This window comes from Amycolatopsis sp. NPDC104587 (assembly GCF_055583645.1).
Genome location: NZ_JBVJNO010000005.1, coordinates 51,049 through 71,695, shown reverse-complemented (window position 1 = coordinate 71,695; position 20,647 = coordinate 51,049). Strand labels below are relative to the sequence as shown.

At 72.1% G+C, this 20,647-nt stretch carries 18 protein-coding genes; 13 read left to right on the top strand and 5 right to left on the bottom strand.

All coding sequences use genetic code 11. The annotated features are described in order from the left end of the window. The first annotated feature begins 107 nt into the window (after nt 1–107). The 4 genes from aspS (at nt 108) to ACZ61C_RS15790 (ending at nt 5,332) form a co-directional block, all read left to right on the top strand. Nucleotides 108–1,883 carry an aspartate--tRNA ligase gene (gene aspS, locus ACZ61C_RS15805; RefSeq protein WP_465307192.1) on the top strand — a complete coding sequence of 592 codons (1,776 nt, stop codon included), beginning with the start codon at nt 108–110 and terminating at the stop codon, nt 1,881–1,883. Beyond that, the gene (locus ACZ61C_RS15800) at nt 1,883–2,830 is read left to right on the top strand and encodes a DUF389 domain-containing protein (RefSeq protein ID WP_465307190.1); all 948 of its coding nucleotides are present in this window, start codon (nt 1,883–1,885) and stop codon (nt 2,828–2,830) included. The genes aspS and ACZ61C_RS15800 overlap by 1 nt, the downstream gene beginning before the upstream one ends. A gap of 74 nt (nt 2,831–2,904) precedes the next feature. Next, nucleotides 2,905–4,095, top strand: coding sequence for a phosphotransferase (locus ACZ61C_RS15795; protein WP_465307188.1), 1,191 nt, complete (start codon nt 2,905–2,907; stop codon nt 4,093–4,095). A 388-nt stretch (nt 4,096–4,483) separates the two neighbouring features. After that, nucleotides 4,484–5,332, top strand: a complete 849-nt coding sequence (locus ACZ61C_RS15790) for an SGNH/GDSL hydrolase family protein (protein ID WP_465307186.1) — start codon at nt 4,484–4,486, stop codon at nt 5,330–5,332. Here the strand turns inward: ACZ61C_RS15790 and ACZ61C_RS15785 are convergent. The 3 genes from ACZ61C_RS15785 to ACZ61C_RS15775 form a co-directional block, all read right to left on the bottom strand. Beyond that, nucleotides 5,304–6,032: a metallophosphoesterase family protein gene (locus ACZ61C_RS15785; protein WP_465307184.1), complete on the bottom strand. Its 729-nt coding sequence runs from the start codon at nt 6,030–6,032 to the stop codon at nt 5,304–5,306. The genes ACZ61C_RS15790 and ACZ61C_RS15785 overlap by 29 nt on opposite strands. 62 nt (nt 6,033–6,094) lie before the next feature. After that, nucleotides 6,095–7,318, bottom strand: a complete 1,224-nt coding sequence (locus tag ACZ61C_RS15780) for a cytochrome P450 (protein WP_465307182.1) — start codon at nt 7,316–7,318, stop codon at nt 6,095–6,097. 33 nt (nt 7,319–7,351) lie between these two features. Further along, nucleotides 7,352–8,047 carry a TetR/AcrR family transcriptional regulator gene (locus tag ACZ61C_RS15775; protein WP_465307180.1) on the bottom strand — a complete coding sequence of 232 codons (696 nt, stop codon included), beginning with the start codon at nt 8,045–8,047 and terminating at the stop codon, nt 7,352–7,354. 140 nt (nt 8,048–8,187) lie between these two features. On the opposite strand from ACZ61C_RS15775, the gene ACZ61C_RS15770 reads away from it, so the two are divergent. After that, nucleotides 8,188–9,564, top strand: coding sequence for a replication-associated recombination protein A (locus ACZ61C_RS15770; protein WP_465307178.1), 1,377 nt, complete (start codon nt 8,188–8,190; stop codon nt 9,562–9,564). A gap of 127 nt (nt 9,565–9,691) precedes the next feature. Further along, nucleotides 9,692–10,069, top strand: a complete 378-nt coding sequence (locus tag ACZ61C_RS15765) for a VOC family protein (protein ID WP_465307176.1) — start codon at nt 9,692–9,694, stop codon at nt 10,067–10,069. Here the strand turns inward: ACZ61C_RS15765 and ACZ61C_RS15760 are convergent. Continuing rightward, nucleotides 10,063–12,132, bottom strand: a complete 2,070-nt coding sequence (locus tag ACZ61C_RS15760) for a phosphocholine-specific phospholipase C (RefSeq protein ID WP_465307174.1) — start codon at nt 12,130–12,132, stop codon at nt 10,063–10,065. The genes ACZ61C_RS15765 and ACZ61C_RS15760 overlap by 7 nt on opposite strands. 97 nt (nt 12,133–12,229) lie before the next feature. On the opposite strand from ACZ61C_RS15760, the gene ACZ61C_RS15755 reads away from it, so the two are divergent. Further along, on the top strand, nt 12,230–13,075 hold the full coding sequence (locus ACZ61C_RS15755; protein WP_465307172.1) for an NAD(P)-dependent oxidoreductase: 846 nt from the start codon (nt 12,230–12,232) through the stop codon (nt 13,073–13,075). On the opposite strand, the gene ACZ61C_RS15750 is transcribed toward ACZ61C_RS15755, so the two are convergent. Continuing rightward, nucleotides 13,062–13,187: a hypothetical protein gene (locus ACZ61C_RS15750; RefSeq protein ID WP_465307170.1), complete on the bottom strand. Its 126-nt coding sequence runs from the start codon at nt 13,185–13,187 to the stop codon at nt 13,062–13,064. The genes ACZ61C_RS15755 and ACZ61C_RS15750 overlap by 14 nt on opposite strands. A 515-nt stretch (nt 13,188–13,702) precedes the next feature. Between ACZ61C_RS15750 and ACZ61C_RS15745 the strand changes: the two genes are divergently transcribed. The 6 genes from ACZ61C_RS15745 (at nt 13,703) to ACZ61C_RS15720 (ending at nt 20,598) form a co-directional block, all read left to right on the top strand. After that, on the top strand, nt 13,703–14,089 hold the full coding sequence (locus ACZ61C_RS15745; protein WP_370961356.1) for a DUF948 domain-containing protein: 387 nt from the start codon (nt 13,703–13,705) through the stop codon (nt 14,087–14,089). Continuing rightward, entirely contained in the window at nt 14,086–14,388 is a 303-nt protein-coding gene (locus ACZ61C_RS15740) for a hypothetical protein (protein WP_323335219.1), read from the top strand. The genes ACZ61C_RS15745 and ACZ61C_RS15740 overlap by 4 nt, the downstream gene beginning before the upstream one ends. 80 nt (nt 14,389–14,468) lie before the next feature. Then, nucleotides 14,469–17,129, top strand: coding sequence for an alanine--tRNA ligase (gene alaS / locus ACZ61C_RS15735; RefSeq protein WP_465307167.1), 2,661 nt, complete (start codon nt 14,469–14,471; stop codon nt 17,127–17,129). A gap of 31 nt (nt 17,130–17,160) precedes the next feature. Further along, nucleotides 17,161–17,622 (top strand): Holliday junction resolvase RuvX, encoded by a 462-nt coding sequence (ruvX, locus tag ACZ61C_RS15730; protein WP_465307165.1) that lies wholly within the window; start codon nt 17,161–17,163, stop codon nt 17,620–17,622. Continuing rightward, nucleotides 17,619–19,751 (top strand): endolytic transglycosylase MltG, encoded by a 2,133-nt coding sequence (mltG, locus tag ACZ61C_RS15725; protein ID WP_465307163.1) that lies wholly within the window; start codon nt 17,619–17,621, stop codon nt 19,749–19,751. Before ruvX ends, mltG begins: the two co-directional genes overlap by 4 nt. After that, on the top strand, nt 19,738–20,598 hold the full coding sequence (locus ACZ61C_RS15720; protein ID WP_465307161.1) for a shikimate dehydrogenase: 861 nt from the start codon (nt 19,738–19,740) through the stop codon (nt 20,596–20,598). The genes mltG and ACZ61C_RS15720 overlap by 14 nt, the downstream gene beginning before the upstream one ends. The last annotated feature ends 49 nt before the right edge of the window (nt 20,599–20,647 follow it).

Sequence of the window (20,647 nt, the reverse complement as noted above, 5' to 3'; positions counted from 1 at the left end):
ACCCCGGTCCGTAACTGCCGCGCGGGCGAGCCTGCCGACGTCGTACGCTGGGCGCTTCGTTAGCCTTTCAGCGGCGAGAACCCCCACGTCGAAGGAGAGCAGTCGCAGTGCTCCGCACTCACCAAGCCGGCACCCTGCGTGCCGGACAGGCCGGACAGACCGTCACCCTCACCGGATGGGTGGCCCGGCGGCGCGATCACGGCGGCGTCATCTTCATCGACCTCCGCGATGCCAGCGGCGTCGCCCAGGTCGTCTTCCGCGAGGGCGAGATGGCCGAGCGTGCCCACGCGCTGCGGTCCGAGTTCTGCGTCAAGATCGTCGGCGAGGTCGCGAAGCGCCCCGAGGGCAACGCGAACGCCGAGATCCCCACCGGCGAGATCGAGGTCCTCGCGACCGGGCTCGAGGTCCTGTCCGAGGCCGCGCCGCTGCCGTTCCCGATCGACGACCGGGTCGACGTCGGCGAGGAGATCCGCCTCAAGCACCGCTACCTCGACCTGCGCCGCAGTGGCCCGGCCGCGGCCATGCGGCTGCGCAGCGAGGTCAGCCGCGCCGCGCGCGAGGTGCTGCACAACCAGGACTTCGTCGAGATCGAGACGCCGACGATGACCCGCTCCACCCCGGAAGGCGCCCGCGACTTCCTGGTCCCGGCCCGGCTCAAGCCCGGCTCCTGGTACGCCCTGCCGCAGTCGCCGCAGCTGTTCAAGCAGCTGCTCATGGTCGGCGGCATGGAGCGGTACTACCAGATCGCGCGCTGCTACCGGGACGAAGACTTCCGCGCCGACCGCCAGCCGGAGTTCACCCAGCTCGACATCGAGATGAGCTTCGTCGAGCAGGACGACGTCATCGCCATCGGCGAGCAGATCGTCTCGGCGCTGTGGAAGCTGGTTGGGCACGAGATCCCGCGCCCGATCCCGCGCATCACCTACCACGAGGCGATGGCCAAGTACGGCTCGGACAAGCCGGACCTGCGCTTCGACCTCGAGATCACCGACATGACGGAGTTCTTCGCCGACACGCCGTTCCGCGTGTTCCAGGCGCCCTACGTCGGCTCGGTCGTGATGGCCGGCGGCGCCGACCAGCCGCGCCGCCAGCTCGACGCGTGGCAGGAGTGGGCGAAGCAGCGCGGCGCGCGCGGCCTCGCGTACGTCCTCGTGAACGAGGACGGCACGCTCGGCGGCCCGGTCGCGAAGAACCTGTCCGAGACCGAGCGCGAGAACGTCGCCGCCGCGGCGGGCGCCAAGCCGGGCGACTGCATCTTCTTCTCGGCCGGCAAGGCGTCGAGCACGCAGCCGCTGCTCGGCGCGGCGCGTGACGAGATCGGCAAGCGCCTCGGCCTCATCGACGAAGACGCCTGGTCGTTCGTCTGGGTCGTCGACGCGCCGCTGTTCGCGCCGGTCGAGGACATCGGCGACGACGTCGCGGTCGGCTCCGGCAAGTGGACCGCGGTGCACCACGCGTTCACCTCGCCCACCCCGGAGTGGATCGACAAGTTCGAGCAGGACCCGGGCAACGCGCTCGCCTACGCCTACGACATCGTCTGCAACGGCAACGAAATCGGCGGCGGCTCGATCCGTATCCACCGCGGTGACGTGCAGAAGCGCGTCTTCGCGCTGATGGGCCTCGGCGAAGAGGAAGCGCAGGAGAAGTTCGGCTTCCTGCTCGACGCGTTCCAGTTCGGCCCGCCGCCGCACGGCGGCATCGCGTTCGGCTGGGACCGCATCGTCATGCTGCTGGCGAAGGCCGACTCGCTGCGTGACGTCATCGCGTTCCCGAAGACCGGCGGCGGGTACGACCCGCTGACGGCGGCGCCGGCGCCGATCACGGCGCAGCAGCGCAAGGAGGCCGGCATCGACGCCAAGCCGGCGCCTCCCGCCTCGAACTAGTGCTGCACCTCAGGGCCGTGTGCCCGCAGGAGAAGACCGCCCAGGCGCTCGAGATCCTGCGGGCCCACGCCGGGACGGCACACCTCGTGGTGCACCGCGGGGTCGCCGTGGCGCCCGAAGGCGACCTGGTCGAGGCCGACATCGCGCGCGAGGCGGCGGACGAGATCATCGAAGCGCTGTGCGTGCTGGAGCTCGACCACACCGGCGGCATCACGCTCGAAGCACTCGACACGGCCCTCTCGGACGCCGCCGACAAGGCGGAAGAGGCCGCGCCCGGCGAAGGCGCGGACGCCGTCGTCTGGGAGGAGCTGGTCGCCCGCTCGGGCGAGGAGTCCCGGCTCAACGTGACGTTCCTGGCGTTCCTCACCATCGCCTGCCTGCTCGCCGCGGTCGGGGTGCTCACCGACTCGCCCGTGACGATCGTCGGCGCGATGGTCGTCGGCCCCGAGTTCGGGCCGCTGGCCGCGCTGGCGGTCGGCCTGGTCCTGCGCCGCTGGGACCTCGCCCGGCTGGCCGGCGCGGCACTGGGCGTCGGGTTCCCGCTGGCCATGGTCGTCACCCTGGGCGGCGCGCTGCTGGTCCGCGCGACCGACGTCTTCGGGGAAAAGGCGTTCGAGCTGCAGCAGCACAACGAGGTCGACTTCGTCTTCTCCGTCGGGGTGCCTTCGCTGGTGGTCGCGATGCTCGCCGGCGCCGCCGGGATGCTGGCCATGACCTCGGCCAAGTCGGCCGCGCTGGTGGGCGTCTTCATCTCCGTCACCACGGTGCCGGCCGCTGGTTACGCGGTGGTCGCGGCGGTCGCGGGGGAGTGGAGCCGGTGTCTCCAGTCGGTCGGGCAGCTGCTCGTGAACCTTCTCGGAATCGTTGCAGCAGCGGCCATTGTGTTGATCGTGCGCCGGAATGGGCAACGTTCACCGGTGGGAACACGTCCGCTTTCACGGGGATGAAACCCATCCGGACGATTCTTCTTGACCGGATGTCAGTAGTCATGGTTGCTCAGTCACGAGTAGGGTCGGTGACAATGACAGTCGACACCTCCTCCACCGGCGACGCTGGGGTCGGGGCAGGAGCCGAGCAGCTCGCCGTCGCCGCGGCGGTCGCGGCGGGCGAGTCAGTCCTCTCGCGCCGGTTCGGCAGTGCGATCACGCTGGTCGCCCCCGAGGACCTCGCGGGAAGCGGACCGGCCACGGTCGTCCGCGCGAGAGTGGTGTCGTCGTCGTTCGCGCTGCCGCGGACGCTGGTGATCAAGCACTACCCGGAGACGCCGGAGCCGGGCGCCGCCGACCCGTTCGCCCAGGAGGCGGTCAGCTACCAGCTGTTCACGGCACTCTCGCCGGACGAGCGGATGTGCCCGGAGCTGCTGGCCCACGACGGCCGCGACCGCGTGCTCGTGCTGGAGGACCTCGGCCGCACGGCGACGCTGGAGGACAAGCTCTACGCGCGCGAGTCCCGCGCGGCCGAGCGCGCGCTGCTGTCGTGGGCCCGGTCGCTGGGCCGCCTGCACGCCAGCACGGCGGGCCGCGAAGCGGACTTCAACGCGCTGCTGCGGCGCCTGGGCGGCCCGGCGAAGAACGATTCCCCCAGCCGCGACGACGAGCTCTTCGCCCGCGTGCCGGCGCTCATCCAGGAGCGCCTCGGCATCCCGGTGCCGGACGCGGTCCGCGAGCAGGTGGCGGAGGCCCTGGAGCAGTCCCGCTCGGCGGGCTTCCGCGCGTTCAGCCCGGTCGAGCTGAGCCCGGACAACAACCTCGTCACGGGCGAGGGCGTCCGGTTCCTCGACTTCGAATACGGCTGTGTTCGCTCGGCCCTGGTCGACGCGGCCCACCTGCGGCTGCCGTTCGCGGCCTGGCCGGACGCGCTGGCCCTGCCGGCGGGCATGAGCGAGGCGATGGTCGCGGCGTGGCGCGCGGAGGTGGTCGGTGTCTGGCCCGGTTTCGCCGACGACGACGTCCTCGCCGGTCACCTGACGACCAGCGAGCTGCTGCGGGTCTGGCTGATCACGGGCGAGGAGCTCGGCGCGCTGGACCTGTCCCACCACGCGGCCCCGGTGAGCCGCGAGTCGGCCCTGGTGACGTGGTGGCGCGACCTGGCCAAGCACGCGGGGTACGTCCGGATGACGGCGGTGTCGGAGTTCGCGGCCAAGGTGGCGGCTGGCCTGGCGGCGCGGCTGGGTCCGCATGCCGACCTGGCGTTTTATCCGGCTTTCCGCTGAGCCCGGCCGAGGTCTGGTGCGGTGGCCGGGTCTCACCGAGCCTGGGTGCGCTCGCACGCACCCGAAGCGGCGTTGCGGTGGCTGAGTCTCGCCGAACCGCGCACCAAAGCGGCTTTCGGTGGGTGGGGCCCGCCACGGCGGCTGAGCCGGCCCCGGTTGAGCTGGCCTGGCTGAGCTGGCCCGGCTGAGCTGGGCTGGCTGAGCTGGCCCGGCTGAGCCCGCCCGCCTGGCTGAGCCCGCCCGACCGAGCTCCCGCGCGGCATCCCGGCGCCCCTCCTCACCCACCCGAACAGGACTTTTCGGACCTCCGTGAGGTGAGCGTCAAAAATTAGGCCCGGTGTCGTGGGCGCGTTACCTCCTCCTCACCGCAGGTGAGCTTCCGTGGCCGATGGTCTTGAGCGTGACCGTGATCAGCCTCGAAGTCACTCCCGCACCCGAACCCTCCCGCCCCGCGCTCACGGCGGTCCCGTCGCTCAAGCGAGCGCGGCGCCTGGTGGTGCTCGGCGACTCCACCGCCGTCGGCCTGGGGGATCCCCTGCCGCGGCGGGGTGGCTGGCGTGGGGTCGGCCCGCTCGTCGCCGCCGCGCTCGGGGTCGACGCCGACGGCTACCTGAACCCGTCCTTCACCGGGGCGCGGATGCGGTGCGTGCTCACCGAGCAGGTGCCCGCCGCCGTCGCGCACCGGGCCGACGTCGCCCTGCTCGTCGCCGGCATGAACGACACCCTGCGCCCGGACTTCGACGCCGCGCGCATCGCCGAAGACCTCACCGAGGTCATCCACCGGCTGCGCGCGACCGGCACCACCGTCGTGCCGGTGCGGTTCCACGACCACAGCAAGGTGTTCCGGCTCCCGCCGTCGCTCAAGCGCGCGCTCAGTGCCCGCGTCGCCGAGCTGAACGCGGCGATCGGCGAGGTCGTCGCCCGCGAAGGCGTGCCCTGCCTCGACCTCGACCGGCTTCCCGGCGCCTACGACCTGACGTCGTGGAGCGTCGACCGGCTGCACCCCTCCGAGCTCGGCCACCGCATGCTCGCGGACGGCTTCACCGGCCTGCTCGCCGAAGCCGGGTTCGACGTGGCGGAGCCGGTCAGCCTCACCTGCGGCGGCGGGCTCGAGCCGAGCGCGGCGGGGCACCTGGGCTGGCTGGTGGTCAAGGGAATCCCGTGGCTCTGCCGCCGCGGCCGCGAATTCCTCCCTTACGCCGCCGTCATCATGTGGAATTCGGTTCGCTCCCGCTGAACACGCGAAGCGCCTCCGCATCCGAAGCGGGGTTGCGGACGAAGAAGTCCGCCCACTCCTCGATGTCCGGGTAAGCGCATTCGGCGGCGAGGAACCGGCACGCCGCTTCGACGTCGTACTCCGTGCGACGCAGCTCGACGCCGTCGCCGAGCAGGGCCCAGTGCGCGCCCGAAGCGCCGTAAGGCATTCCGACGCTTCCGGGGTTCACGACCAGCTTCCGGTCCGCCAGCCGGACGAACGGCATGTGCGTGTGCCCGCACACGATCGTCGACGCCTCGACACCCTCGAGCACCTCCGCCCAGCGCGCCAGCGGGCTGTCGACGAGCACGATCTCGGTGTCGTCGCGCGGGGTCGCGTGGCAGAACAACACGTCGTCCACCGTCACCGTCACCGGGAGTGCGTCCAGGACGGGCAGGTCGGCCGGACGCAGCTGCTTCGCCGCCCACGGGAAGATCGGGTCCGGGACGAACATCCCGGCGCCGCGCGCGGACGCCGCCAGCTCGCGGTCCGCGTTGCCCCGCACCCAGACCGCCCGCGAGCCCAGCGAAACCAGCCGCTCCAGGGTTTCCACCGGCATCGGCCCGGCGAGCATGTCCCCGAGCAGCACGATCCGGTCGGCCGCGACGACGTCCGGCTCGGCCAGCACCGCCTCGAGAGCCGGGAGCACGCCGTGGACGTCCGAGAGCACCGCGATGCGCATCGGCCCACTCTGCGGCACGGCTCGCGCCCCGGGCGAGGGGTTTCGCCCAGGGCGCAACCGGTTCACGCCGTGGTGAGCGGCAGCTCCCGCACGCCGGTCATGTTCGGGTTGACCTGGAACTTCGGCGGCTCACCCGGGATCGTCCGCAGCGTGGGGTAGCGGTCGAACAGGACGTTCAGCGCCACCCGCCCCTCCAGCCGCGCGAGCGGCGCCCCGATGCAGAAGTGGATGCCGCGCCCGAACGCCAGGTGCGGGTTGGGGTCGCGCAGCGGGGTGAAGGTGTCCGGGTCGGCGAACACCCGGTCGTCGCGGTTGGCGGCGGCCACCCAGACCATCAGCATCTGGTCGGCGGGCACCGTCGTCCCGCCCAGCTCCACCTCCCGTGTCGTCGCCCGGGCCACCGCCGCGAACGGCGACAGGTACCGCAGCGACTCCTCGATCATCGGCGGCACGAGCGACCGGTCGGCGCGCACCCGCTCGTCCCACTCGGGGTGCGTGTCGAGGCACAGCACGGCGTTGCCGAGCAGCATGGTCGTGGTGATGTGCCCGGCCAGCAGCAGGACGTTGGCGAAGTTGACGACCTCGTTGCGCGTCAGCTTCTCGCCGTCGACCTCGGCTTCGACGAGCTTCGTCAGCAGGTCCTCCCGGGGCTGCTTCCGCCGTTCGTCGACGTGCACGCCGAGGTACTCGACGAGCGCCTTCTGCCCCTCCAGCGACTTCTTGACCGCTTCCTGCCGCCCCTCGGTCTGCTCCTTCAGCGAGAACTGCTCCGAAGAGTCGAACAGCTTGTCCACCCAGCCCTTGAACAGGTGCCGGTCGCTCGCGGGGACCCCCAGCAGCTCCGCGATGACGATCACCGGCAACGGGTAGGCGAGGTGCTCGACGAGCTCGAGCCGGCCGGCCGGACCCGCCGCGTCGAGCATCTCGTTCGTCACCGCCGCGATGCGCGGCTCCAGGTCGGCGACGACCTTCGGCGTGAACGCGCGGCTGACGAGCTTGCGCATCTTGTTGTGCAGCGGCGGGTCCAGCTGCAGCAGGTTGCCCGCCTGCATCTCCTCGAAGTCGACGTCGGGGTCGACGCCGGCCATCATCTCCTTCGGCACCAGCCGCGTGGTGTCCGAGGAGTACGTCGCCGGGTCGCGGAGGACCTCTTCGGCCTCCGGGTGCCCGTAGACGTTCCAGAACCCGAGGTCGGCGGCGTGGTGCACGCGTGCCTCGGGCTGCTTCCCCCGCAGCCAGAACTGGGATTCGTGGAGTCCCCAGGTGTCCGCTTGGGTGGTGGTCATGTCCGCCCCTTCTTTCCCCTGTGTGGCCCGGGATCAGCCGGGCGCCTTGGCGGGATCGTGCGCGTAGATCCCTTGCCGGTAGCCCGAGACGAGCTCCTCGAGCGCCGAGCTCAGCTCCGCCGCCACGTTCGCGACCGCGTCGGGATCGGGCTCCCCGGCCGGCTCGAACGCGGTGCGGACCAGGTGCGCGAGGACTTCCGCTTTCTCCTCCAGCGGAATGCCCTCGAACTCGTCGGAAAGCGTGTCGCCCAGGTAGAAGCCGAGGGTCGACGTGGTGAGCGCGTAGGTCAGGTTCGGCACGTCCGACCGGATCAGGCCGTGCCGGAGCATCGCCTCCTCGAACTGCGCGCGCAGCTGGTCCTGCTGCTTGCGCAGGGCGAGGTCGCCGAGTGAGCCGAACATGTCGGCGTTGCCGCGCAGCATCGCCATCACCAGCGGCCGCCGGTGGGTGACGAGGAACGACGCCGAGATCATCCGGTGCGGGAGGATCATCGCCGGGTCGGCCTTGATCCGGGCCAGGATCTCGTCGGTCAGGTCGGCCGACTCCCGCATCATCAGCGCCTGGAACAGCAGCTCCTTGTTGCGCCAGTGCAGGTAGACGGTGCCCTTGCCGATGCCGACCGCGCGCGCGATGTCGTCGACCGCCACCTTCCGGTAGCCCATGCGCAGCAGCAGCTCGCCCGCCGCGTCCAGGATGCGGTCGGCGCGCTCGCGGTTGGGATGGCTCATGCGTCTCCACCTGCTGGTTCCTTGAACGTTTGACTTGTTGACCGGAATCGCACTTTCGGTCAACCGGTCACCGCGACGGTAGCGCGGTCGCGCGGACCGGGGCAAGGGTTCTGTCGGTGGCTTCGGTTAACGTCATCCGTGTGGCACAGGACGAGCTCTTCACCGTGAACGCCGACATCGCGCCCCCGCCCGAGCGGACGACGTCGAGCGCCGACGAGCGGCAGGCGGACCCGGCGAGCTCCCCGCTGGCCGTGCGGATGCGGCCGCGCTCGCTCGACGAGGTCGTCGGCCAGCAGCACCTGCTGCGCGAAGGCGCCCCGCTGCGGCGGCTGGTCGAGGGCGCCGCGCCGGCGTCGGTGCTGCTCTACGGCCCGCCCGGCACGGGCAAGACGACGCTGGCCAACCTCGTCTCGATCGCGACGGGACGCCGGTTCGTCGCGATGTCGGCCCTGTCTGCGGGGGTCAAGGAGGTGCGCGGCGTCATCGAGGAGGCGCGGCGGCGGCGGCAGTACAACACCGAGAACACCGTGCTGTTCATCGACGAGGTGCACCGCTTCTCCAAGACCCAGCAGGACGCGCTGCTCGGCGCGGTCGAGGACCGCACGGTGCTGCTGGTCGCGGCGACCACCGAGAACCCGTCGTTCTCGGTCGTCTCGCCACTGCTGTCCCGCTCGCTCGTGCTGCAGCTGCGCCCGCTGACCGACGAGGACATCACGCAGCTGATCGAGCGCGCGCTGGCCGACGAGCGCGGCCTCGGCGGCGAGCTGACGCTGACCGAGGACGCGCGCGCCCACCTCGTCCGGCTCGCGGGCGGGGACGCGCGCCGCGCGCTCACGGCCTTGGAGGCGGCAGCCGACGCGGCGTCGGCCACCGAAGCCAAGACGATCGACCTGTCGACCGTCGAGTCCACTGTGGACAAGGCGGCGGTGCGCTACGACCGCGACGGCGACCAGCACTACGACGTCATCAGCGCGTTCATCAAGTCGATCCGCGGGTCCGATGTGGACGCCGCGCTGCACTACCTGGCCCGGATGATCGAGGCGGGGGAGGACCCGCGCTTCCTCGCGCGACGCCTGGTCGTGCACGCGAGCGAGGACATCGGGATGGCCGACCCGACGGCGCTGCAGGCGGCGGTCGCGGCCTCGCACGCCGTCCAGCTCATCGGCATGCCCGAGGGCAGGCTGGCGCTCGCGCAGGCGACGATCCACCTGGCCACGGCGCCGAAGTCGAACGCGGTCGTCACCGGCATCGACGCCGCGCTGGCCGACGTCCGCGCCGGGCTGGCGGGCAGCGTCCCGCCGCACCTGCGTGACGGCCACTACGCCGGCGCCAAGAAGCTCGGCAACGCGCAGGGCTACCGGTATCCGCACAACGTCCCGGAGGGCGTGCTGGCGCAGCAGTACCCGCCGGACGAGCTGGTCGGCAAGGACTACTACGAGCCGACCCAGCGCGGGGCGGAGCGCCCGCTCGCCGAGCGCGTCCCGAAGCTGCGCCGGACCATCCGCGGTGAGCGGTGACCCCAGCCGGACGATCGCCGGGAAAGTGATCACCACCCGGGCCGGGAACTTCAAGATCATCGCGTTTCGTAAGCTTCGCGCCTGAGGTGACCCGAACCGGGTCCCGGCGACGGCAGGAGGTTTCCCCGTGCCCGCGACGCTGCAGTGCATCGTCCTGGACTGTCCGGAACCGCTCGTGCTCGCGTACTTCTACCAGGCGATCGCCGGTGGTGAGGTGGACCGGCCCGATCCGCGGTGGCGGGTCGACGAGGACTTCTCGACCCTCCACGTCGGCGGGATGGTGCTGGGGTTCCAGCGGTCGCCGGGCCACCAGCCGCCGCGCTGGCCCGATCCCGCGTTCTCGCAGCAGTTCCACTTCGACTTCGAGGTGGACGACATGCGCGAGACGCACCACCAGGTGCTGCAGCACGGCGGCCGGTTGCTCGACCCGGACCCGGACGGCCGGGGCTGGCGCGTCTACGCCGACCCGGCCGGCCATCCCTTCTGCCTGCTCGGCGACTACTGACCGCAGGTGCCCGGCCGGCCGTCTTCGATGCGGCCGGTGAGCGTGCGCAGGAACCCGGCGTCGCCGTCGGCGGTCACCCGCACGTCGTACCAGCCCTGCGAAGCCGGCCAGGCCACCGCCACCGAGCGGCGGGCCGGCACCCGGACCACCCGGGTGGTCCGGCCGTGGCGCGGTGAGGTCAGCCGCAGCGTGACCGCCGAAGCGCCCGGGTTGGCACACGTGAGCTCCAGCCCGCCGCGCACGAACCGCGTCCGCACGTCGACACGCACACCGGCGCCGCTGCCCCGGAACTCCCACCAGCCGCGGTTCGGGCCCTGCACGACCACGCGGTGCGCCGCGCCGGGCACGGGCAGCACGACGTCCCGCGTGCCGAGGACGTCGTGGTGGGCCGGTTCCGCGAGCTCGCCCGCGTAGGCGTAGATCGCGAAGTGCGCCGCCGCGCGGCCGCTGTTGGCCAGCTTCAGCACGAGCTTCCCGGACGCGTCGAGCGTGCCGGAAACCGAGGCTTGGTAAGGCAGTGCGCGGGCGGGCCGGGTTCCCGGCTCGACCGCCGGCGGCTCCGGCCGGGCCGGCGCGGTGGGGTGCCAGCGCGCGATCGGCGCCGGGACCGGGCCCGGCTTGGCGACCCGCGGCGGGCGGCCGGCGCGGCCGAAGTCGAACGCGCCCGTGAGGTCACCCGCGGCGGTCCGCCGCCACGCGCTGATGTTCGGCTCCGCGACGCCGGTCCAGCGCTCCAGCAGGCGCAGCACCGACGTGTGGTCGTACACGGTCGAGTCGGCGAACCCGCCGATCGTCCACGGCGAGACGACCGTCATCGGCACCCGCGGCCCGAACCCGAGCGGCTGCCCGGCGAAGTGGTCGTCGGCGGCGTCGGCGGGCGGGACCGGCGGTGGCACGTGGTCGAAGTAGCCGTCGTTCTCGTCGAAGTTGACGAGCAGCACCGTCTTCGACCACGTGTCGTGGTCCTGAGCGAGCGCGTCGAGCACGTCGTGGATCAGGTTGGCGCTGCCGACCGGCGTGGACGCGCCGGGGTGCTCGGAGTCGACCGCCGAGGGGACCAGCCAGCTGACCCGGGGGAGCCGGCGGGCCCGGATGTCCGCGCGCAGGCGCGGGACGAGCGTTTCCGGCTCGCTGCGGTACATCGCGCGCTGGAACAGCCGCCGCTCGGCCGGGGTCAGCGCGGCGACACCCGCGTCGAACTCGGCCCGCAGCTTCTTCTGCTCCTCCGGGGTCTTTTTGAAGAGCGTGTCGTAGAACTCTTCGGTGGTGCGGAACTTCTCGCTCACCGAAGCGAGGATCTTGGTGCCGATCTTCTTGAACGGCAGGAAGTATTCGACGGCGTTGTCGGTGAAGTTGTCCCACTCCTGGTAGATCTGCCACGAGACGCCCGCTTTCTCGAGGCGTTCCGGGTAGGTCGTCCAGTCGTAACCGGCGTGGTCGTAGGAGTACGCGGCGTTCGTGACGGCGCGCGCGGTGCTGTTCGGCTCGTAGCCGACCGTGCCGGTCCAGAGGAAGTTCCGGTTCGGGTTGGTGGAGCCGAAGATCGAGCAGTGGTAGGCGTCGCACAGGGTGAAGGTGTCGGCGAGCTCGTACTGCAGCGCGATGTCGCGGCGGTCGTAGTAGGTCATGGTCGCCGGGCTCTTGACGCCGATCCAGCCGTCGTTCCAGCCGCGGGCCCAGGCCTTGCCGGTGCCGGTCCAGCTGTGGTCGAGGTCGCCGAGGTACTGGATGTCGCCGGCGGCGCGGCCTTCGCGCTCGGCCTCCTCGCGCAGCGAGAACGGCAGCACCGTGCCGCCCGCCGGGTTCGGCTGCTCGAACACCGAGCGCCCGGAGGGCAGCTCCAGGGGGTGCGCGTCGCCGAAGCCGCGGATCCCGCGCAGCGTGCCGAAGTAGTGGTCGAACGAGCGGTTCTCCTGCATCAGCACCACGACGTGCTCGACGGCGTCGAGGCCGCCGCGGCGCATGGGCTCGGCCATCGCCGAGTGCAGGGACGGGGGCAGCAGCGAGCCGGCGAGGGCCGCTCCGGACACGCCGAGCAGGCGGCGGCGGGACAGTTCGGGCATGGTTTCCGACCCTCGTCGGCCCAGGTGAACGGGACAAGGTCCGTTTGATGGCTTTTCGCGGACTGCGAGGCGGCCGCGCGTTCGGCACGATGGGGACATGAGCATCGGATTTCTCGGCACCGGGATCATGGGCGCGCCGATGGCGGCCAACCTCGCGAAGGCGGGCCTCGACGTCCGGGTGTGGAACCGGACCCGGGAGAAGGCCGAGCACCTCGCCGACGTCGCGACGGTGGCCGGTTCGGCGGCTTCCGCGGTCGAAGGCGCGGACATCCTGGTGACGATGCTCGCCGACGGTCCCGCGGTCGCTTCGGCGTTCGAAGCCGCGTCGCCCGCTTCGGGGACGTTGTGGCTGCAGATGAGCACGGTCGGCCTCGAGTGGACCGACCGCCTCGCGGCGCTGGCGGAGAAGGCGGGCGTGGTGTTCGTCGACGCGCCGGTGCTCGGCACCCGCCGGCCCGCGGAGGAGGCACAGCTGCAGGTGCTGGCCTCCGGCCCGGAGGAGGCCCGGCCCGCGGCGACCCCGGTGTTCGACGCGGTAGCGGCGAAGACACGCTGGCTCGGCCCGGCCGGCCAGGGCAGCCGGCTCAAGCTGGTGGTGAACGCGTGGGTCCTGGCGCTGACCAACGGCACGGCCGAGAGCCTCGGCCTGGCGACCGCGCTGGGTCTGGACCCGGCATTGTTCCTGGAGACGATCAAGGGCGGCGGCCTCGACGTGGGCTACGCGCACGTGAAGGGCGGCGCGATGCTGGCCGGCGAGTACCCCCCGGCATTCCCGGCGGGCTTGGCGGCGAAGGACGCCCGGCTGGTGGTGGAGGCGGCGGGATCCGAGGTCGACATGGCGGGGGCGAAGGCGACCCTGGCCCACCTGGAGGCGGCGGTCGAAGCCGGCCACGGCGAAGAGGACATGGCGGCGCTGTACCGCGCGGTGCTCAAGAAGCGCTGAGCGCGGCCTCAAGCGCCCCAATGTGGCCTTCGGTGCGTTGAGCGCACCCGAGGTGGCCTTCGGGCGCTGGCAGCAGGGTGGCCAGGCGGTCCATCCCGAGATCGCTGGTCATCGGCCGTTCCTTCGCGCTCCGGGAACGGGTGGGTCGGCACGCCCACCGCGGCGAGCACCTCCTCGAACCGCGGGGTCTAGCACCGGCACCTCGGGCGACATGGAACCGGCCGCGGCCCGTCGGCACCACGCGGTGCCGAGCCAGGCCCGTCACCACCGAATGGGTCCCGAGCGGGGTCAACGGCGCGAGCGTCACCGCCTCGAAGTCCGGCGCCGCTGCCGGCAGCGTGTCCTCGACGTGCCGCAGCAGCGCGAACGGCCGCGCGCCGGCGGGCCACCTCCAGCTGGACCGTCGTCAGGTCCGCGCCCGGCAACGCGGCCAGCACGTCGGCCGCCGTGCCGCCCGGGCCGGCGAGCACTCGCCGGGCGGGCCCGTCGTCGTGTCCCGTCGCCCAGGGTTACCGCGTCGCGGGGGTGGGCGGCGACGCGTTTTCCGGCCCGCGCGGGGTGACACGGTCGGGGACCCGGCCAGGCGGTAACCTCAGGCCCACTTGACCGCTGAACCGAGGAGGGCCCGTGTCGGCAGGGCAGATCGCCGCGTTGATCGCCGCAGGAGCATTCGTGGTGCTGGTCGTCCTGCTGGCGATCCCGCTGATCAAGCTCGGCAAGACGCTGGACGCGGCCACCGAGGCCATCGAGCGCACCAACAGCAACACCGACCCGCTGCTGATCGGCGCGAACCAGACGATCACCCACGTCAACACCCAGCTCGAGCGGGTGGACGGGATCACGTCGAACGCGCAGGCGGTCACCGGCAACGTCTCCGCGCTGACCTCGGTGTTCACCGCGACGCTGGGCGGCCCGCTCGTCAAGACGGCGGCGCTGTCCTACGGCCTGAGCAAGGCGATCCGCGCGCGCAAGAAGAAGAGCGCCGCGAAAGCCGCGAAGAAGGCGGCGAAGTGAAGCGGCTGTTCTGGCTCGGCGTCGGCGTGGTCGCCGGTGTCGCGCTGTCCCGCAAGGCCGCCGAAACCGCTCGTCAGGCCACTCCCGCGGGGTTAGCATCGAACCTGGGCGACGCCGTGCGCGAGCTGGCGGGCGCCGTGGGTTCGTTCGGCGCCGAGGTGCGCGCCGGCATGAACGAGCGGGAGCAGGAGTTGCACGACATGGTCGAGGAGCGGACGGGCGTGGTGACGCCGCAGGCGTCCGGCCGGCACGCCGCCGACCGCCGCCCCGTCCGGCGAGCTCGCCGGGCGGAGCGCTGACCGGTCGCGCCCGCGCGACCCGGGGCCGCTCCGCCGCCGACGTCCTCCCACTCCGGCACCACAGCACAAGGACTTGACCCGTGGACACACACGAAATCACCGACCGTTTCCTGCGCCATTTCGAGAGCAAGGGCCACACGCGCGTGCCGAGCGCGCCCCTGATCCTCGACGACCCGAACCTGCTGTTCGTCAACGCCGGGATGGTCCAGTTCAAGCCGTACTTCCTCGGTGAGGCGCCGCCGCCGTACCGGCGCGCGACATCGGTCCAGAAGTGCGTGCGCACCCCGGACATCGACGAGGTCGGCAAGACCACCCGGCACAACACGTTCTTCCAGATGGCCGGCAACTTCGCCTTCGCCGACTACTTCAGGGAAGGCGCCATCGAGTACGCCTGGGAGCTGATCACCAAGCCCCAGAGCGAGGGCGGCTTCGGCCTCGACCCGGACCGCATCTGGGCGACCGTCTTCGAGGACGACTCCGAGGCGGCCGGGCTGTGGCGCAAGCTCACCGGCCTGCCCGGCGAGCGCATCCAGGCGCGCGACATGGCCGAGAACTTCTGGTCGATGGGCATCCCCGGCCCGTGCGGCCCGTCCTCGGAGATCTACTACGACCGCGGCCCGGATTACGGCCGCGAGGGCGGCCCGGTCGTCGACGAGGACCGCTACATCGAGATCTGGAACCTGGTGTTCATGCAGAACGTCCGGGGCGAGGGCAGCGGTAAGAAGGACTTCCCGATCCTCGGTGAGCTGCCTGCGAGGAACATCGACACCGGCATGGGCGTCGAGCGCGTCGCGACGATCCTGCAGGGCGTCGAGAACGTCTACGAGACCGACCTCGTGCGCCCGGTCATCGGCCGCGCCGAGGAGTTCTCCGGCCGCCGCTACGGCGCGAACCACGCCGACGACGTCCGCTTCCGCGTCATCGCCGACCACGCGCGCACCGGCGTCATGCTGATCGGCGACGGCGTCACCCCGGGCAACGACGGCCGCGGGTACGTCCTGCGCCGCCTCCTGCGCCGGATCGTCCGCTCCACGCGCCTGCTCGGCGTGCACGAGCCGGTGCTGCAGGAGTTCGCGAAGGTCGTCCGCGACACCATGGGCCCGACCTACCCCGAGCTGGTCGACGGGTTCGACCGCATCAACGAGGTCGTGCGGATCGAGGAGGAAGCCTTCCTCTCGACCCTGACGAGCGGTTCGCGCATCTTCGACCTCGCGGCCGAGGAGACCAAGCGCGGCGGCGGCGACGTGCTGGCCGGCGACAAGGCCTTCCAGCTGCACGACACCTACGGCTTCCCGATCGACCTGACCCTCGAGATGGCGGCCGAGCAGGGCTTGTCCGTCGACGAGGACGGCTTCCGCACGCTCATGAACGAGCAGCGCACCCGCGCGAAGGCGGACGCGGCGGCGCGCAAGACCGGCCACGGCGACCTCTCGGAGTACCGGAAGGTCCTGGAGCAGCACGGCGCGACCGAGTTCCTCGGCTACACCGACCTGCAGGCCGAGGCGAAGGTCGTCGCCCTGCTCGAAGACGGCCAGCCGGTCCGCAGCGTCTCCGCGGGCAAGAAGGCGGAGCTGGTCCTCGACCGCACGCCGTTCTACGCCGAGAGCGGTGGCCAGGTCGCCGACACCGGCGTGCTGCTCGGTGACGGCGTCGAGCTGAAGGTCCTGGACGTCCAGAAGATCGTCCCGGGGCTGTTCGTGCACCGCGTCGAGGTCGCGCAAGGCGAGGTCGGGCTCGACACGAAGCTCACCGGCTCGGTCGACGCGCACCGCAGGCTCTCGATCGAGCGCTCGCACTCCGCGACGCACCTGGTGCACGCGGCCGTCCGCGGCGCGTACGGCAAGCGCGCGGCGCAGGCGGGCTCGCTGAACTCGCCGGGCCGCATGCGGTTCGACTTCACCACGCCGGGCTCGGTGTCGGCGGACGTGCTGACCGAGGTCGAGCAGGAGGTCAACGACTACCTGCAGACCAACGTCGAGGTGCAGAGCTTCACCACGACCAAGGACAAGGCGCTCGAGCTGGGCGCGGTCGCGCTGTTCGGCGAGAAGTACGGCAACGACGTCCGCGTGGTCGACATGGGCGAGTACTCCCGCGAGCTCTGCGGTGGCACGCACGTCGACCGGATCGGTCAGCTCGGCCTGGTCAAGCTGGTCTCCGACGCCTCCATCGGCTCCGGCGTGCACCGCGTCGAGGCGCTCGTCGGCTCGGACGCGCTGAAGTACGTCCGCAAGGAGCAGCTGCTGGTCTCGCAGCTGGCGAACACCTTCAAGGTGCCCTCGGACGAGCTGCCGGGCCGCATCGAGGACGTCCTGACCCGGCTGAAGAACGCCGAGAAGGAGATCACCCAGCTCAAGACCCAGCAGGTGCTGGGCTCGGCGGGCTCGCTGCTCGACAAGGCGCAGGAGATCGGCGGGGTCACGGTGGTCGCCGAGGTCGTCCCGGACGTCGACGGCGGCGGCCTGCGCGCGCTCGCCTCGGACATCCGCGGCCGGCTCGGCACGCGGCCCGGCGTCGTGGCGCTGTTCTCGCCGGCCGGCGAGAAGCTGAGCTTCGTCGTCGCGACGACGAAGGCGGCCCAGGACAAGGGCATCGCGGCGGGCAAGCTGGTGCCGTCGTTCGCCGAGACGATCGGCGGCCGCGGTGGCGGCAAGCCCGACATGGCCCAGGGTGGCGGCACGAACCCGGCGGGCGCGGCGGACGCGGTCACGGCGCTGCGTTCGGCGATTGCCGGCATTGGTTAACCGCGGAAACCGCGGCCCGGACCGGCCCGGTGTGGCCGATCCGGGGCGCGGCCGTCGCCTCGGTGTTGATGTCGGATCCGTCCGGGTCGGCGTCGCGCTCAGCGATCCGGCCCCGATGCTCGCTTCGCCATTGGTTACCCTCTCCCGCGATGCGACCGACGACAGTGACCTGGACCAGCTGGCCGCCCTCGTCACCGAGAACGAGGTGGTCGAGGTGATCGTGGGCCTGCCGCGAACGCTCGCCAACCGGCAGGGTCCGGCGGCCGAGCTGGCGATCGCGTATTCTGAGCGTCTGGCCGGGCGGATAGCGCCCGTGCCGGTCCGGCTGGGCGACGAGCGGCTGACCACGGTCACCGCATCCCGCATCCTCTCCCAGCGCGGGGTCAAAGGCCGCAAGCAGCGTGCGGTGGTCGACCAGGCCGCCGCCGTCGAGATCCTGCAGGCCTGGATCGACGCCGCAGCTGCGCACCGCGCCCGGGAGGGAGACCGATGAACGACGAGCAGCCACCTGAGCCCCCTCGCGGGCGCAGGCGACTCCGCGAGCCGGAACCGGCGGCCCCGCCGCCGTCCCGGCCCTCGCCGCGTCGCGCCGACCCGCGTGACCCCCGCGCGAGCGGGTACCAGGAGCTTCCGCAGCCTTCGCGGCAGAGCGGTTCGCACGAGCTGCCCCAGCCGTCCCGCCGCGCGCGGCCCGAGCCGGGCTACGACCCGCGCCGGGACGCGCCGCAGACCGGCCGCCGTCGCCGGCTCGAGCCGCCGGGCACGCTGCCCCCGGCCGAGGACGGGTTCGACCCGCAGGAGGTCGAGCGCTCGGCTTCGGCCCGCGCCCGCCACGGCCTCGACCAGGGCGCCGACGCGCAGCCCCCGCCCGCACGCCGTCGCGGCGCTCCGGATCCCGGCGAAGCCGCCGAACCCCGGCGCCGCCGTCGCGTGGTCCCGCCCGAGGACGAGGCGCCCCGTCGTCGCCGTCCGGCGCCGGAGCGGGACGAGCCGGTGGACCCCCGCCGTCGCCGTCCCAGCCCCGAAGAGCTGGCCGAAGCCGACGCGGCCCGCCGTCACCAGGCGATGCTCGACCTGGAAGAGGCGGCCGAAGCGCAGGCGGCCCGGATGCGTGCCGACGAGCCGGCCGAAGCGCCCCGCCTCCGAGCCGTCCCGCCTCCCGACGAGACCGGCGAGGCGCCGGTTTCGCGCCGCCGCCGTCCCGCCCCCGAGCCCCCGCGACGGCCCGTCCAGCCGGGTGACCGCTCTGTCGGCGTGCCCGAAACCGGTGCGGAGCCGCCACGGCGTCGCCGTCCGCCGCCTCCGCCGGTGCGCGAAGAGCCGGTGACCGACATCATCCCGGCGCAGCCCCCGGCCCCGCCGCAGGACGAGCCCGAAGACGACGGCTTCTTCGCCGAGGACGACGAGTACGCCGACTACGACGAGTACGAAGGCGACTACGACGAGGACGCCTACGAAGAGGACTACGACGAGTACGAGGAAGAGCCGAAGAAGCCGCGGAAGAAGAAGGGCAAGCGCGCCCTCGGCTGGGTGGCCGCGATCGCGGTGATCGCCCTGCTCGCGGGCGGCGCCTACTTCGGCTTCACCAAGTTCTTCGGCTACGAGGACTTCGACGGCTCCGGCGACGGGGACGTCCTGTTCCAGGTCGACGACGGCGACTCGACGTCGGCGATCGGCGCGAAGCTCGCCACGGCGGGCGTGGTCGCCAGCGGCAAGGCGTTCGTGAAGGCCGGCGAGGACAACCCGAAGCTGTCGCGGATCCAGCACGGCTTCTACGTGATGAAGTCGCACATGTCCGGCGCCAGCGCGGTCGACCGGATCCTCGAGGCCGGCTCGCGCGTCGGTCAGCTGGAGGTCCGGCCGTACACGCAGTTCGACGACATCACCCAGCCCGACGGCAAGGTGACTCCCGGCGTCTACAGCCTGATGGCGAAGGCGTCCTGCGCGCAGATCAACGGCAAGAGCACCTGTGTCTCGGCCGACGACCTGCGCAAGGCCGTCGACGCGGCGGACCTGAAGACGCTCGGCGTGCCGGACTGGGCGATCGAGCCCGCGAACAAGGCCGACCGCAAGGACCGCCGGCTCGAAGGCCTGATCGCGCCGGGCCTCTACGACATCCGGCCCGGGGCGACCGCCCAGGAGATCCTCGGTCAGCTGGTGAAGAGCTCGACCGAGGCGATCCAGAACGCCGGGCTGAGTGCCCAGTCGACCGGCCCGGAGATGACGCCGTACCAGACGCTGATCATCGCGTCGATCATCGAGCGCGAAGCGGTGAAGGCGGACTTCGGCAAGCTCTCGCGGGTGATCTACAACCGGCTGGCGATCGACATGCGGCTGCAGATGGACTCGACGGTCAACTACCCCCTGGACCGCCCGACGCTGGCGACCAGCGACGAGGACCGGAACCGGCCGGGGCCGTACAACACGTACAAGAACACCGGGTTGACCCCGACCCCGATCTCGGTGCCGAGCGCCGACGCCATCCAGGCGGCGGTGCACCCGACGGCCGGGGACTGGGTGTACTTCGTCAAGTGCGAGAAGAACGGCCTGTCCTGCTTCGGGGTCTCCTTCGACGACCACAAGGCCAACGTGAAGCTGGCCCAGCAACGTGGCGTCATCTGAGCCCCGGCGCGCCGCTGTCCTCGGCAAGCCGGTGGCGCATTCGCTGTCGCCGGTGCTGCACGGCGCCGCGTTCGCCGCGCTCGGCCTGACCGGCTGGACGTACGAGCGGATCGAGACGAGCGCCGAGGAGCTGCCCGGCCTGGTCGACGGCCTCGGCCCGGAGTGGGCCGGGCTCTCGGTGACCATGCCGGGCAAGCGCGCGGCGCTGGACCACGCGGACGAGGTGACGCCGCGCGCGGCCGCCGTCGGCGCGGCCAACACCCTGGTCCGGACGGCGAAGGGCTGGCTCGCGGACTGCACCGACGTCGACGGTGTCACCGGCGCCCTGCGCGCGGTCGGCGGCTACGAGCCCTCGGACGCCGACACGGCGGTCGTGCTCGGCGCGGGCGGCACCGCGGCCGCGGCGGTCGTCGGCCTGGCGGCACTCGGAGTGCGGCAGGTGCGCTTGGTCGTGCGGGAACCGGCTCGGGCCGGGGACACCCTCGACGCGGCGAAACGCGCTTCGCTCGACGTCGACGTCCTGCGCTGGTCCGAAACGGACTTCGCGGCCTTGGCGGCAGGGGCCGCGGTGCTGGTGAACACCGCCCCGCCCGACGCGGTCGCGGCGCACGCGGGTGAGCTCGCGGCGATCGGGCACGTCCTCGATGTCATCTACCACCCGTGGCCGACACCGCTGGCCGAAGCGGTTGCGGCGCGCGGCGGCCGGCTCGCGACCGGGCTGGACATGCTGCTGCACCAGGCGTTCGGCCAGGCGGAGCACTTCACCGGGCAGCCGGCTCCCCGCCGGGCGATGCGCGACGCGCTGCGCGAAGTGACCGGAAACATCCTGCCGTTGCCGATCTCGTAAACCCGGTTGCGCGCGTCGATATTCTGGTGGACTGCCTGGAAGAAGGGGG